The 13,986-nt window shown below is 67.3% G+C and carries 10 protein-coding genes and 1 pseudogene; 2 read left to right on the forward strand and 9 right to left on the reverse strand.

Features of this window, described 5'->3' with window-relative positions:
• Positions 1-118: 118 nt before the first annotated feature.
• Complete coding sequence (locus tag ACZ4SW_RS36790; protein WP_468253452.1) at positions 119-1,357, reverse strand: IS701 family transposase; 1,239 nt, start codon at positions 1,355-1,357, stop codon at positions 119-121.
• A 226-nt stretch (positions 1,358-1,583) separates the two neighbouring features.
• Between ACZ4SW_RS36790 and ACZ4SW_RS36795 the strand changes: the two genes are divergently transcribed.
• Both ACZ4SW_RS36795 and ACZ4SW_RS36800 read left to right on the forward strand, forming a co-directional pair.
• On the forward strand, positions 1,584-2,045 hold the full coding sequence (locus ACZ4SW_RS36795) for a pyridoxamine 5'-phosphate oxidase family protein (RefSeq protein ID WP_468253444.1): 462 nt from the start codon (positions 1,584-1,586) through the stop codon (positions 2,043-2,045).
• Between the two features lie 107 nt (positions 2,046-2,152).
• Positions 2,153-2,290 (forward strand): annotated as a pseudogene (locus ACZ4SW_RS36800) (transposase); the annotation flags it as partial.
• Between the two features lie 28 nt (positions 2,291-2,318).
• Here the strand turns inward: ACZ4SW_RS36800 and ACZ4SW_RS36805 are convergent.
• From ACZ4SW_RS36805 to ACZ4SW_RS36840, 8 genes are all read right to left on the reverse strand, one after another.
• Positions 2,319-2,576 carry a hypothetical protein gene (locus tag ACZ4SW_RS36805; protein ID WP_468253453.1) on the reverse strand — a complete coding sequence of 86 codons (258 nt, stop codon included), beginning with the start codon at positions 2,574-2,576 and terminating at the stop codon, positions 2,319-2,321.
• A 295-nt stretch (positions 2,577-2,871) separates the two neighbouring features.
• Positions 2,872-3,453: a hypothetical protein gene (locus tag ACZ4SW_RS36810; protein WP_468253445.1), complete on the reverse strand. Its 582-nt coding sequence runs from the start codon at positions 3,451-3,453 to the stop codon at positions 2,872-2,874.
• Positions 3,454-3,456: 3 nt separating this feature from the next.
• Complete coding sequence (locus ACZ4SW_RS36815) at positions 3,457-7,134, reverse strand: ALF repeat-containing protein (protein WP_468253446.1); 3,678 nt, start codon at positions 7,132-7,134, stop codon at positions 3,457-3,459.
• A 124-nt stretch (positions 7,135-7,258) separates the two neighbouring features.
• Positions 7,259-9,010, reverse strand: coding sequence for a trypsin-like serine peptidase (locus tag ACZ4SW_RS36820; RefSeq protein WP_468253447.1), 1,752 nt, complete (start codon positions 9,008-9,010; stop codon positions 7,259-7,261).
• A gap of 447 nt (positions 9,011-9,457) precedes the next feature.
• The gene (locus tag ACZ4SW_RS36825; RefSeq protein WP_468253448.1) at positions 9,458-11,032 is read right to left on the reverse strand and encodes a trypsin-like serine protease; all 1,575 of its coding nucleotides are present in this window, start codon (positions 11,030-11,032) and stop codon (positions 9,458-9,460) included.
• Between the two features lie 53 nt (positions 11,033-11,085).
• Entirely contained in the window at positions 11,086-11,604 is a 519-nt protein-coding gene (locus ACZ4SW_RS36830; RefSeq protein WP_468253449.1) for a hypothetical protein, read from the reverse strand.
• Between the two features lie 815 nt (positions 11,605-12,419).
• Positions 12,420-13,352: an aminoglycoside phosphotransferase family protein gene (locus tag ACZ4SW_RS36835; RefSeq protein WP_468253450.1), complete on the reverse strand. Its 933-nt coding sequence runs from the start codon at positions 13,350-13,352 to the stop codon at positions 12,420-12,422.
• A 106-nt stretch (positions 13,353-13,458) separates the two neighbouring features.
• Positions 13,459-13,656 carry a hypothetical protein gene (locus ACZ4SW_RS36840; RefSeq protein ID WP_468253451.1) on the reverse strand — a complete coding sequence of 66 codons (198 nt, stop codon included), beginning with the start codon at positions 13,654-13,656 and terminating at the stop codon, positions 13,459-13,461.
• Between the last annotated feature and the right edge of the window lie 330 nt (positions 13,657-13,986).

The following is a 13,986-nucleotide window of genomic DNA, read 5'->3' on the forward strand; positions in this document are numbered from 1 at the left end:
AGCAAGTAACTCCCACTCGTGATCGGTGAGTTCATGGCGGCGTATCACACCCACCATGATCTACCACGAGGTGATCTTTGAAGACGGACCCTAGTACTCCAGCCGTAGATCGTGATCTTCATGTCTGATTCGCGGCTTGTCGGCGGTAGTGGCTGGCCTGGGCTCGGGCCTGGTGGCGGCGTCGCCAGACGGACCAGCGGAGCCGGTGGGCCGCATCGTGCACGGGCTGGACGACAAGCATCGTGAACAGGCGCTGGATCTCGTTGCAAGTGAGCGGGATCAGCCCGTGGGGGGCGGGATGGCGGGTGTGTTCGTCGGCGCGGACGACGGCGAGGAAGGCATGGGCGAGCATGGCCAGGGTGACCCAGCGGGACCACGAGGTGAAGCGGCGGACCTGGTGCTCGTCCAGCCCGGCCAGGCCCTTTCCGGCCTGAAAGGTCTCCTCCACCCGCCACCTTGATCCGGCGACGCGGACCAGGGTGGCCAGGGGCACTGGGGCGGGTGAGAAGCAGCGGTAGTAGGCCAGTTCACCGGTGGTGCGGTTGCGGCGGATCAGCAGCCGGTGACTGCCGGGTCGTTCTTCGGCCAGGTCGATGACGGCCCAGTCGTAGAAGCGGTGCCCCTTGGCTCCGGCCCCTGCCGACAGCTTCTGCCAAGCCCGCTTCGGAACCTTCGCAGCCAGGGCGTCCGCGCGGAACTTCCCTGCACCGGTGGTGACTTCGGCCGAGCAGGCGACGGCGAGCACGTAGCCGACCTTGCGCTCTTCCAGCACGGACCGCAGCTTCGGGTTGCCGCCGTAGACCTCGTCGCCCGCGACCCAGCCCACATGGTGCCCGGCGTCGAGGAACCGGCCGATCATGCGGGCGGCCAGCTCCGGCTTGGTCGCGAAGACGGTGTCGTCGCCGAGCCCGGCTGCCCGGCAGCGGTCCGGGTCACACGTCCACGAGCGCGGAACATACAGTTCACGGTCCACCGCCGCGTGCCCGCGGCGGCCCGCATAGACGAGATAGACGGCGACCTGCGCGTTTTCGATTCTGCCGGCGGTGCCGGTGTACTGGCGCTGGACACCGACGGTGTGCGCCCCCTTCTTCACATCCCCGGTCTCGTCGACCACGAGCACCGCGTCCTCATCGTGCAGATGCTCCAGAACGTACTCACGCACGTCATCACGCACGGCGTCGGCGTCCCACCTGGCCCGGCCAAGCAGGTGCTGCATGCCGTCCGGACTCGCCTCCCGAGCCCATTCGGCGATCGACCAGCAGTTCTTGCGCGGCAAGTCCGACAGCAGCCCCAGCACCAGGTCCCGCACCCGGCGCCGGGGCTCAACCCGCGCAAACCGGCCCGCTATCCGGCCCATCAGGACCTCGAACACCTCGTGCCAGCAGGCAGGGTCTACGCTGTGACCTGCGGCCACCGTCTCTTCGTTTGTCCACACAACACACGATGATCAGCGGTGGCCGTACCCGTCTGCCAGCCGGCCTATACTGGCCGTCCCGGGACAGAGGCTGAGGGGTTCATCGGTCGCCGGGCGTAGGTCCCTCGCCTCATGCGCGCTCTGAGCCTGCTGGCTATGGTCGGCACTCATGCAGACCACGGGGATTGTCCGCCGCCAGGCGGCGGAGCGTAGGCGCGACACTCTGGAACGGCTCGTCACCGAACGGGATGTATGGGTGTCGACAGCACATCCTGATCACGGGCCGCACCAGGTGCCGCTGTGGTTCATGTGGGATGGGCGAGCAGTGTGGATGTGCACCAGTGCCACTTCCGCGACTGCGCGGAACGTCCGCGAGGAGCCGCGCGTGCGCCTGGCGCTGCCGGACACCCTCGACGTGGTGCTTCTCCAGGGTGAGGCGGAATGCTTCCTGGACCAGGACGTACCCGGAGACGCGGCCGAGGCGTTCGCCGCCAAGTTCGGGTGGGACCCGCGTGCGGAGGAAGGTTCCTTTCTGTACGTGCGCGTGGTGCCGGAAAGCGTGCGCGCTTGGCGCGGCGAACCGGAACTACGCGGCAGAGTCATCATGCGCGACGGGGCGTGGCTGGAATAGCGGCCGTCGCTGACCGACGCCCCTCTCCCCACCAGCAAGATCACGATCTACAGCTGGAGTACTAGAGGCCAGGGGACGAATACGGCGAGGTTAAGACCGTGTCCTAGGTGGTGAGGCGGACGTTGACCCGCCGATTCCTAGATGCGGTCCTTATCGCCGACGAAACAGGCGACATCAACAAGGGCATGAAGAGCGTCGGCGTGGCCCGGCAGTACATCGGTACTGCCGGGCGGATCGAGAACGCCCCCAAGTCACCGCACCGACGTGCGGCAATCACTCAGCTACTGCGGAGCGCCAGTCCCAAAGAGGTTCACGACGAAAGCGCACCAGAACCTCTTCATATTCGATCATTTCGCCGAAATTAGTGTCCAGCAATCCCGACACCCCCTGAATTATTTCGCCCAATAGGTCGCGAATGCAGGATACTCCGGAATATTCAAGCAGGATCGCTTGAAAATCTCCGATTCTCTGGCGGACTTCGTCCACTTCCGCTTCGTCGAACTCATCCAGGACGCCTCCGGACACGTCCACACCGAAGCTGCACTCTCCTCTATCGAGTCGATCGAGGAGTGTCCCCTTGCTGTAGACCCCGACTTGCTGAAGTCAAGTCACGATCCGTTGATGGTCCTCCGGAGGGCTGAGGAGGACGATGGTGGGACGCATGGATATTCCTATCTTGACGGTCACCTGGTTCCGAATTCGAGCTATGGAGCCAAGATATCCAGCAGAGCATTCTTGTCGCGCGTAACTATGATACCGGCCTGCTCGAGGCTCTTAATCACGCTTCCGCGACCTTGCGGGAGATACACAATCACCGGATAGTCCGTCAATTCCTCTGCACTGCCGTCACTCTCACCAAAGAGTCTTCTGTCACAGTGCCGCAGAGTCGTGTCGAATTCGAAAGGATCCGCGTCGAAATTTCTGAACTCAGGAGTAGCGAGTCAACAACCCCTGGAATTTCTGCGCTACCGTACAGGATTGCCGAATCCCAGTCGTCAGCGTCTGTGATTCCTTGGTGATCGCACACAAGAGCGCGCGTCGGTGTTTGCACTCGAGACATGGTCGACATGACGGCAGAATTGAAGGCTCGTGCTTCTTCTGCCGTCAATCCATCCACCCAGAAAGTCTGAATTTCACAGCCGAGCGGTTCGTGTGTATACGAGCTTACGACGTTGGTGTCTGCCGAGATCCACCAATTGATGCTGACCGATGGAAGCCTGAGGCCGATGATCAGGTCGAGCGCTTCGAGATCGATGGGGATGTCGTCGCCATCCACGTTGATTACGGTAGCGACACCGGTTCCTGGATGGGCGAGAGCGACGCCGTGCTGTTCAAAAACAGCCACCTGGTCGCGAAAAATGGATTCCGCGCCCGCCTCGCGATACCAGCGAATAAATCCGTCTGCCATTTTTCACCCTTTAGGCATGTTGAAAGTGTGGACGTTTTCGACGCCGAACACCTTGCGCGCCTGGTTAATTGCCGATTCGGGAGTGTTGGACGCGTCCAGGTAGTAGATGGCCGGCACGCCCGCCTCATCAGCGGCATACTTGTTTATCTTGAGCGCCTTTCCGAATTTGGAGGGATTGGCCGCTTTCGCCCCTCCGCCCACGTAGACGTACTCTCCGTTCGGGCCAATTACATCTATGCCACTGGATCCAACGTTAGGCATGACAATCTTGATGTCTTGCCCATTCGGACCCTTGGCGACCTTACCGCCAATCAGATCTGCCACATATTCTTCCCTTCGGTCCCCCAGAGCACCTGCCTCAGCTCCACCTCCGCCCGCTGCACGGTCAGCTTCGCTGGCCTCGCGGAGTGCCTGTCCGAGTCCATTGTTGAACCGGCTGATCCCGTCTGCGATGCCGTAGGCGCCGCCGACTATCAGTGTGCTGCTTGCAGCGATGGCCGGTGCGCCGACCAGGCAACCGAACCCAAAGATGCACAGGGCGCCACCACCGACGATGCCGGACGTCCCGAAGCCGACCGCTCCGACGCTGACGAAGGTTTCGGCGAGTCCGCCGAAGATCTGGGTGCCGTTGTCGAGTATCGCTGATCCGTAGGTGGCGACCGTGTTGGCTGCGTCTTTCAACCAGCCCGGTATCCAGCTGCCGTCGTCATCCTGGTGGCTTTGCTTCTGCTGTTCCTCGTACCACTGCTGCCACTGCCGGTCTTCTTGCTGCTGTTTGGTGACCGCGGTGTGGTAGGCCTCTGTTGCCGCTTGGTTTGCGGCGGTGGCGTCCTTGCCGGCGGCTGTGGCGGAGGCGCGTGCTTGCTGGGCTGCTGTCCAGGCGGCGTCGGCGGAGTCTCGGGCTGAGGTGGCCGAGTACTGGGCGGAGGTGGCGGAGGTGAGGGCTGCGGCTGCGGCGTTTTCGGCGTTCTGCTGGGCGTTGCGGGCGGTCTTGGCTGAGGCGGCGGCGTCCTTGGCGGACTGTTCGGCCTGGGTGGCGTAGCCGTTGGCTTGTTTGGCGTAGTTCTTGGCGTCGTTGGCGGCTGCTTCGGCTTGCCTGCGGTAGCCCTCGGCTTCGGAGGCGGCGTGTGCGGCGTTGGCTGCTGCCCTGCCGGCTTCGGCGGCGTTCTTCTGGGCGGTGGCGGCGATGCCTGCGGCCTGTGCGATCAGCTGCTGGATCTGCTGCTCGTGGGTGGCGCCCAGTTGGTCTTGGTGCTGGGCCTTGTACTGACCGACCGTGATGAAGGCGTGCAGCAGGTTGGAGGGGCCTTCCAGCGCGATGCGGGCGGCGGCCCTCACCTGCGGGCCGTTGTTTTTGTTGTTGGTGTCGGCGAGCTGGGCGGCGCGGACGCGTTCGTCCTGGGTGCGTGCCAGCGGGTCGTCGGTGGTGATGAACTGGCGCAGGGCGTCGGTCGTGTCGGTGTTCAGTGCGGTGCGTCCGGCCTGCTGTTCGATCGGGCCGACGTTGGCGATGGTGCGGGCGACGTAGAGGCGCATGTCCTGCTTCATGGCCTCGTACTGGCCGGTGGCCAGGAACGCGCTCACCGCCGAGTCGTCGCCGTCGAGGGCCTTGGCGGCGGCGGCGCGCACGTCGGCGGAACCGGCGGTAGACGCGAGGCGCCCGACGTCCTCGCGGTCGTCTTGGGCACTGGCCTCCTTGCGGCCGGTGCGGATGTACGCGGTCACGTCCTGCTCGGAGCCGGCCAGGGCGACCAGGGCCGCGGACTGGCTCCAGGCCCGGCCGGTCTTGGCCGTGGCCAGGGCAACCTTGCGGGCTTCGGGAGCGATCTTCGCGGGATCGGCGCTGGGCTGGGCGGCCTGGTCGGCCAGCTTGGCCGCTTCGGCCTGAAGGTCCTTGGCCTGCTGCACCGCTGCCTGCTGGGCGGCGGTGCGCTGGTCTTCCTGTGCTTTGAGGTCCCGCGCGCGGGCGATGGCTTCGTTGGTGCGGGCGGTCAGCTGCTCGGTGTCGATACGGACCGCGAGGTCGTGGACCTTCTGTGCCTTGGCGACCGCCGCACTGGCCACGTCGGCGTCCTTCTTGGCCTCCTTGGCGTGCGCGGCGGACTGCTTTGCGGCGGTCGACGCCTCACCCGCGTGCTTGGCCGCGTCGTCGGCGGCCTTGGCCGCGTTCTCGGCGTGCGTGGCCGCGTCGTTGGCGGCGTCACGGGCTTCCCCGGCAGCGGAGGCGGCCTCCTGCGCCAGCGCCTGGGCTGCATCGGCGGCGCGAGCTGCCTCGCGGGCGTGGCGGTGTGCGGCGGCCGCGGCGTTCTGCGCTTCGGCGGAGTGGGCACCGGCCTGGTCGGCGTAGGAGTTGGCCTGGTCGGCCGCATCCGCGGCGTCGCCTGCGTTGCTGCCGGCACCGCTGGCCGCCTTGGCCGCATCCGCAGCCGACGCGGCCGCGGTCCGCGCCGAGTCCGCGGCTTGTGCGGCGGCGTGCGCGCCCGCAGCGGCATCCCGTGCGTTTTGGGCCGCCTGGCGCGCGGCACCTGCCTGGCCCGCGTCCAGGGCGGCGTTCGCGGCGGCATCACGGGCCCGGGAGGCCGCCTCTGCGGCACCGTCCGCGGCCGCGGCGGCAGCCGAGGCGGCGTTCGCGGCCACCCGGGCCGCATCGGTGGCAGCAGCAGCGGCGTCGATCGCGGTCTGCGCGGCGGTGGCGGCCTGCTGGGCAGCGCTCGCCGCGCGGGCGGCGGATGCTGCCGCGTGCTGGGTGTCCTTCTGCGCGGCCTGGGTCTCCGCGGCGGCCTTCTGCGCGGCTTCCTTGGCCAGTTTCGCCGCGGTCACCGCACGGGCGGAGGCGTCCTTGGCGGCCTGGGTCTGCTGCCCGGCCAGCTTGCCCGCCTTCGCCGCCTGATCGGCCAGCTGCGCGATCGTGGCGTGTTCCTGATCGTGCGCGCGGGCCACGTACTGCCCGACCTGGAGAAACTCGTGGATGTCGTCGGCGCTGCCGTTGATCGCTATCCGGCCGGCCGCCTTGACGTTCGGCCCGCCGGCATCGATGATCTGCGCCGTCTGGACGCGCTCGTCCTGTTCCCGCTCGGTGTACTGATCGTTGTCCAGGAACTTCTTGATGTCCTCAGGGGTGCCGTTCAGCGCGGCCTGGCCGGCCTTTTTCACCAGCGGGCCGCTGACGTCGATGATCTGCGCGACCCGGATACGCTGGTCCTGCAGCAGCGGCGCCTTCCAGCCGTCCTTCAAGAACGCCTGCAGCTGGTCGGACGAGTTGCTGTCCAGGGCGGTACGGGCGGCCTGCTGCAGGTAGGTCCCGCCGACACTGGCGACCTGAGCGGTGGCGACACGCTCGTCCTGGAACTGGATGTCGGAGGCCTGAGCCAGGAAGTTCCTGACGTCGTCGTCACTGCCGACCAGGGCAGCCTCGGCGGCGGCGCGCACGCCGGGCCCGCCGCTCTCCCACAACCGCACCACCTTGGCGCGGTCGGTGTCCGCAAGCGGACTACCGGTTGCGGTTGTCGGAGGCGTCTCGTCGGCTCTGGCCGGGGAGGGTGCGGGTCCCAGCAGGCCCAGTACCAGCGCGCTGGGCAGCAGGCCCAGACACAGCACGCGCACCGCGTGCTGTGTCCCTGCCGCCACGCGCCGCGGGCGTCGCGGATGTCTCACTGCGGACTCGATTCGTCGCATGTTCATGGGGGGGTTGTGTGCACCGGCTCGCACACGGACCTGACTGATCACAGGCCCGTGCGCAGCGCGGTTCTCGTGGGACGGCCCGTCGGTGTTCCGCGGACCCGTCCCTCGAACGGTGTGTAGAGCGTCAGTTGGCCGGTACGAGTGGGACTTCGTCGTGCAGGCCCTTGGCGTCGACGCCGGTGAAGAGGCTGACGTGCCCGTCGCTCCAGCGGACGATGACGTCGTTCGCGGCCGCGTTGGCGGTGAACGCACCCGCGGCGACCACGGCGGCGTCCTTCCACTCCGAATTCCTCGGCCGGATCTTGATCTCCCCGGGCAGGGCCTTGCCACTCAGGCCCGGGTAGAGGGTGGTCTCCCCGTCGACCCAGCGCACCAGCAGGTCATCGGTGGCACTGCCGGTGAAGGACCCGGTGGTCAGCTGACCGGCGTAAGGCCAGGTGGTGGTGTTCTTCGCGACGATCTGGCTCTGCTTGCTCAGCCCGTTGGCCGCCAGATCACCGAAGACCGATACATGGCCGTCCTTCCAGACGGCCAGCAGGTCGTCGCGGTGGCCACCCGGCGTGAAGCGGCCGGCGACCAGCAGACGCGCGTCGTTCTTCCAGGCGGGAGTGTTCCGCGGAGCGAGCTGCTTCTCACCGTGGAAACCCTTGGCATCGACCGTCGCGTACTGGGTCATCTCGCCGTCGTTCCACCGCACCACCAGCCCGTCCGTGTCACCGCCGGCGTTGACACTGCTGATCGAGACGGCATGAGTCCAGATGCTCTTACGGGGTGCCAGCTGGTACTCGGCGGCGAACGGGTGGGAGGCGTCGTCGCTGTCACCGCCCTGGTAGAGGGTGACCTCCCCGTCGTCCCACAGGACGATCAGATCCATGCGTCGGGTGCCGCCCAAGGACCCGCCGGTGTAGTAGCCGGCAGTCATGGCCACGGCGTGCTTCCAGGTCCCCGCCTTCCCCATGGAGTAGGGCAGCGGCGGCGGTTGGTAGGCGCCGTGGTCGTTGTGGACGGCGTTCTGGGCGTCGTCGTAGAGCTGGAAGAACCGGTCGCCGTACAGGGGGCTGTAGGTGATCCGGTTGTACAGCGGGTCCTTGGTGGACACGTCCGGGCCGCCCTGCATGAAGCCGCCGACGTTGCCGATGATCTGGCCGGTGTCGCCCGACGGGTCGAGAGAGGAGAACCACGGTCCACCGGACACCCCGCCCCACATGCCCGCGCAGTCGATCTGCATCTGGTAATAGGCCGGCAGCGCGGTCGTCTTGACGTCGGCACAGCGGAACGCGCGGTCCTGCGCATTGTGGTCGACCCTCGGGTAGCCGACGACGGTCACCTGGTTGGTGAACCCCGGCGAACGGGCCGGAGTGTTGGCGCCCACGACGTCCTCGACGTTCCGCCCGCCGTTGTCGGCCAGGCTTCCGAAGGCGAAGTCCAGGTCGGAGTTCCGGCTCTTGTCCGAGGCGTACTGTGCGTCCCGGAACCACTCCTTGACCGGCCACACCCCGTACGGCTGGTCTGCCGCCGACTTGGTGTGGTCGTACATGGGGACGAACGCCGCCCTGTTGCCGACGCAGTGGCCGGCCGTCAGCAGCAGATTGTGCCCTGTGCTGCGCACCACACTCGCCGTGCAGTAGTGCGCTCGCATCTCCCTGTCGGTGGTGAAGAGCACGCCGACGGACTTCATGCCGTCGAAGAACTCACCGCTGACCCCGGCGGCGACCGACGACCGCTTACGCGGCGCCGTCCAGCCCTGCGGTCGGGCGGCTCGGCCCGAGGGGTCGACGGCCGAGGCCATGCGCTGGGAGGTCCAGAACCGGATCGCGTCCCGCACTGTCCAGGCGCCGCCGCCAGCAGGCGAAGAGGTGATCGAGGGCGACGTCACGGGCGAAGGAGCGGTGACCGTTGACGCGGGCAGGGACTCCTTCGTCGCAGATCTGCTGAGGCCGAGTGCTGATGAGGCCGATGCTGTTCCAGCCTCCAGCAGCACCAGTGCCCCGCACAGTGCGGCGGCAGGCCAAAATCGTATTCGTCTGTTACTCAAGTAAAGCTGCTCCAGTCAGGCACGCCGGAGGCACGCGGACCTCCGGTCTATGTGAAGCGACGGCCGTCGCGGAGTACGAGCCACCTCTTCGTCTGTGACGAAGGGGGTCCCAACGCGGTGTTCAGCAAGGCGCGGACGTAGAGCTGTACCCCGGATACCGACGCGTCGGCCGGCGGCCGGGCCGTGGCCGCTCAGGCCGTGCACGGCCGCGGCAGCCAGGGGCGGCCCACCGTTGGTCAGGAGGCGGGCACCCCTGGCAAGCCGGATCGTAAAGCCGCACCAGCTACGTCAGTTGGCCGGTGCGAGTGGGACTTCGTCGTGCAGGCCCTTGGCATCGACGCCGGTGAAGAGACTGACGTGGCCGTCGTTCCAGCGGACGAGGATGTCGTTCGCGGCGGTGTTGGCGGTGAAGGCGCCCGCCGCGACCACGGCGGCGTCCTTCCACTCCGAATTCTTCACGCGGATCCTGATCTCGCCGGGCAGGGACTTGCCGGTCAGACCCGGATAGATCGTGGTCTCTCCGTCCACCCAGCGCACCAGCAGATCATCAGTGCTGCTGCCGGTGAAGGAACCCGTGGTGAGGTCCTCGGCGTAGGGCCAGGTGGTGGTGTTCTTGGCGACGATCTGCGTCTGCTTGCTCAGTCCGTTGGCCGCCAGGTCGCTGAAGACGGAGACGTGGCCGTCCTTCCAGACAGCCAGCAGGTCGTCACGGTGACCGCCCGGTGTGAACCGGCCGGCGACCAGCAGACGTGCATCGTTCTTCCAGGCAGGAGTATTCCGCGGCGCAAGCTGCTTCTCGCCGTGGAACCCCTTGGCATCCACCGTCGCGTACTGGGTCATCTCGCCGTCGCTCCAGCGCACGACCAGCCCGTCCGTGCCGCCGCCGGTGGCATTGACACCGGTGATCGAGACGGCATGAGTCCAGATGCTCTTGCGGGGCGCCAGCTGGTACTCGGCGGCGAAGGGGTGGCCGGGATCGTTGCTGACGCCGCCCTGGTAGAGAGTGACCTCCCCGTCGTCCCACAGGACGATCAGATCCATGTGCCTGGCGCCGCCCGCGGAGCCGCCCGTGTAGTAGCCCGCAGCCATCTGCACCGCGTGCTTCCACGGACCGTTCGCGAAGGTGGTGCTGTAGGCGACCTGCTGCACCCAGCCCGCCAGATCGTCGACCCGGGCCGCCACCGCCCCGGTACGGGTCTCGGACGCATCGGTGCCCAGACAACCGCCCTGCCAGGACCGGCTGCTGACGCCCACGACGGCCGTATGACCGGCGGCGGTGCTCAGCACCGGACCGCCGGTATCGCCCTTGCAGATCGCCGCGCCGTCCGACTCAGCGGCCAGATCGACTGTGGTGGCACCGACATTCTGGGTGGTGAACACCGCGGCGTGCACCTGGTCGGGCACCCACTCGTCATGCGTACGGCCGTAGCCCGCGGCCTGTACCTCGTCACCCACGCCGGGCGCTGTGGCCGCCACCGGGGTCGGGGTGACACCGCTGACCGGTTTGGCCAGTTGAGCCATCACCACGTCCCGGTCTGTCCGGGGCGCGAGGTTCACCACCTGCTGAGCGGTGCCGCCGATGGTCGCAGTCGTCTTCAGCTTCGGAGCGCCGGGGGCAAGGGGGCCGCCCGGGGTGTCGGTGAAACAGCTCGCGGCCGTCAGCAGCCACTGCGGAGCCACCAGCATGGCCGAACAGCCGCGCTGCCCGCCGATGTCGAGCCGTGCGGTGGCAGTGGATACCGCGTCAGAAGCCTGCGGGCCCGATACGGCGACCGCGGGCGTGCCCGACAAGGCGGCGACAGCCAGCGACGTAGCGGCGATCAGACCGTAAGTCCGCGCCGTGCGCGGACGAAAGCCAGACATGAACGTTCCCCGTTTCATGTGAGATCGGTGAGAAGGCAAGGCAGATCGGTCGGTCAGCCCGTGACGCGCAGTTCCACCAGAACAGTGGACGCACCCCCGGCGGACCCCTCACCGACGCTCTGATAGCCGTCCTTCGCCACGCTCACCGTCTTGACCGGCGCCGACGGGTCACCCTGCGGCTTCAGATCCGCGCTGATCGGGTGATCCGCGGTCTCCAACGCAATGACGTGCGGGAGCTCCAACGTGAGGTAACCGGTCTTGGCTGTCGCCTTGAAGCAGTAGGCGCCCTGCGGGTTCCCGCCCCGGCCCTGCACGGTGAGGACCCTGATCTGCTGAGCCGATTCATCACACGCCGCAAGGGTGATGTGCCCGTCCCCCTTGATCAGCCTGATGCCCTTGTCATGCTGAATCTGATCCGCGTTCGGGTAGGCGAAGTCCTCCACCGCGGACGGCGGTGTGTCGTTTCCCGACGGCGGCTGCGGGTCCGCAGAAGCGATCAGCGGTGTGCCCACAAGCGCCACGAGTACAGCAGCCCCCGTGACGGTGACCATCCTGCGCATACGAGGAGTCACCCACGTTCCTTTCCAGGCATGGGTGACAGCACATCCGCGTCCCCCACACACAGACGTAAAGCAAAAATAAGTGGTCGACCCCGACCCTAAAGCAGCGTCAGAAGTAAACCAACGTAACAAGACTCACACGTAGCTCACGGAACTTACACCGTAGATTCACAGTCAGGGCATCGTGGCGCAGCGCCACCAACATGACACATCACCCGCCAGAGGTCCCGGCCGGTTGATACCCAGACTGGCGTCATAGTTGCCCACTAAATTTCTCTTGAAGCCGCCATCGCGGCAAGTCAACTGCCGCTTGGCGCGTAAGGGGCGGCCACCCCGACTTCTGGCCTACTGGAGAGACGGCACCAGGTTCCGCGGCCCGCTGCCAACCATCTGCTGTAGCAAGGGTCGGCCGGGCGCGGACGGCTACCTGGCCGCCGGCCCCGAATCCGGTGACCACGAGGGCACCGCATCCTGGCGGCTGACGTGCTCCGCCGGCACCGACCACCTGGTGGAAGAAACCGCGCGCTGGAGGGGGCGCTCACCCGCCGCATCCCACAGAGCGCCCCCACGAGCGTGCCGGAGGACGAGGGCGAGGCGCGGGGAAGGTCCGACAGCAGCCCAGCACCAGCCTCCCGGCCAGCAGGCGGGGTTCGTATCGGGCGACCGGCCCGCGATGCGGCCCATGGCCGCCACGAACGCCTTCCACCGCCGGGCGGGATCCATGCTGTGACCTGCGGCCACCATCTCATCGTCCGTCCACACAGCTCACGATGATCAACGGTGGCCGCACTCGTCCACCCACCGGGCCCGGACGGCACCATCACGCTCTACGAACGTTCGGTGAGCAACCCCGCCAGACGGTCGACGAATTCGGTGAGCCAGTCCAGCCGCGGTCCGCTGCGGGCGATACGAAAGCCGTGGCGGCGGCCCGAGAACGCAGCCTGGACGGCATGGAACTGGGCCCACCGCTGGACGCGTTCACGGTCCAGTTCCGCGGCCTCGGCGAAGACGTCCAACACGCGGTGGACAGCTTTGCGCAGGTCATCCGCTTCAAGGAGCGTCAGCGCACGGGACTTCAGCAGTGTGCCGCCGTCGTAGGCCGGATCTCCCACGTACCCCTTGGGGTCCACAACTAGCCACGGCTCCCGGCCGCCACGCAGGATGTTCCGGGCATGGAGGTCGCCATGGATGAGGGTGTCCGGCTGGGACCGACCCAGCTCCCGAACGGTCGCCACGGCAGCGTCCAGCACCCGACGCGGCAATGCATGCGACAGCTCCTCGGCGTCCTTGCACAACCGCTCCTCCCATGCATCGGCCTGCTCACGCAGCCGGGGCAGGCCGGGCGGTGCGGGAATGGCCAGGCGGCGATTCAGCCGCCCGGCGACCCGCACCACCTCGTCGCCGTCCTCGACCTCCGCCAGGCTCGACGGCTGAACCCGCTCCAGCAGCATCGCGAACCGCTCGTCGTCGCGCTCATGCAGCAGGACGGCCCCGCACCCGCCCCACGCAACGAACGCATCCGGCTCATGGACGTTACCGGGATGTGGAAACGACACCTTCAACACGGCGCTTCCCTCAGCCCGCCGCCGTACCGGAACGATGACGCCAACGCCCCCGTGCATGACCTCGCCATCACGCACGCACCCCCAGCGCCTCAGCAACTCCTCCACGATCCGGGGCAACTCGGCGAGCCACGCCGCTCCGGCCTCCCCTTCGCGGTCGACGGTGCTCTGTGCGAACTCCTCTGGCATCGCGATCACTCCGGCACCTTACGCGCCGGCCCGCCGCAGCCACCAAGCCCCGGCTGGCCACTGCCGCCGCGCGGCAGACCGCGCGCTACGAAGGTCGCGATCTACAGCTGGAGTACTAACCGTTGCAGGCCCCGTGGCCGGTGATGTGGAACAGCGGCTTCTCCGGGTCGTTCTCCTGTTGCCACAGTGCAAGCCAGGCGTCCAGCGTGCCGGAGGTCACTCCGTGGTCGATCGAGACCAACGCCTTGCCCTTGTTGTGGTCGTCGGGGAGGTAGTAGATGTACTGGAACTTGCCGGCCGCTCCTCGGAGCACGTCGAGGCACTGAGGAAGATCACAGCTCCAGCCGCGAGGGGAGCTGCGGGGCGGGTGCGCAACCACCGCTTTCGGCCTGCTGGGCGTCCCAGGCGTCGAACAGGTCGGCGCGGCCGCAGACTGCGCTTTGGGAGTGGCGCTGACCATTTGAACCGCCGGGGCAGGCGGGCCTCGCGCGGAGGCCCGCCTGACGTCGTGACCTTGCGGCCCAGTCGTCGCCGGCGCCTCCGCGGTTTAACTGGCCCTAACAGAAGTCGTTGATCACGTGACTGTCGGCTTGTCCACTCGTTGGTGTGGTCGTGGGGAAGCGTCAGTCGCGGCCGTGGATCG

The sequence above is a fragment of the Streptomyces sp. NPDC028331 genome, assembly GCF_055565775.1.